At 55.8% G+C, this 647-nt stretch carries 1 protein-coding gene; it reads left to right on the plus strand.

Features of this window, described 5'->3' with window-relative positions:
* Window positions 1–647 (plus strand): FHIPEP family type III secretion protein (locus tag J5224_RS33535; RefSeq protein ID WP_264629199.1); only part of this gene is annotated, 647 nt, incomplete at both ends.

Genomic DNA, 647 nt, shown 5'->3' on the forward strand with positions numbered 1-647 from the left:
TGGATATTCTGATCGCCATTAATCTGACTTTTTCCATCATCCTGCTGCTGTTTGCCATTTACATCAACGATCCGCTGGAACTGTCGGTGTTCCCCTCACTGTTGCTGATTACCACGCTTTACCGGCTGTCGCTGACCATCAGCACCTCGCGACTGGTGCTGTTGCAGCACGATGCGGGCGATATCATCGACGCGTTTGGTCGCTTTATGGTGGGGGGGAACTTGACGGTGGGGCTGGTAATTTTCGCCATCATCACCATCGTGCAATTTATCGTCATCACCAAGGGCACGGAGCGCGTGGCCGAGGTAAGCGCCCGATTTTCTCTCGATGGCATGCCGGGCAAGCAGATGAGTATCGATGGCGATCTGCGCGCTGGGGTGATCGATGCCGATCAGGCGCGCCAATTGCGTCTGCACGTGCAGCATGAAAGCCGTTTTCTAGGCGCGATGGACGGTGCCATGAAGTTTGTGAAAGGGGATGCCATCGCCGGTATTATTGTCGTGCTGGTGAATATTCTGGGTGGCATTACCATTGCCGTGGTGCAATACGGCATGTCGCTCGGGGATGCGGTGCAAACCTACAGCGTGCTCTCCATCGGTGACGGCCTGTGCGGACAGATCCCCTCTCTGCTGATTTCGCTCAGTGCC

The organism is Candidatus Symbiopectobacterium sp. NZEC135, assembly GCF_025962695.1.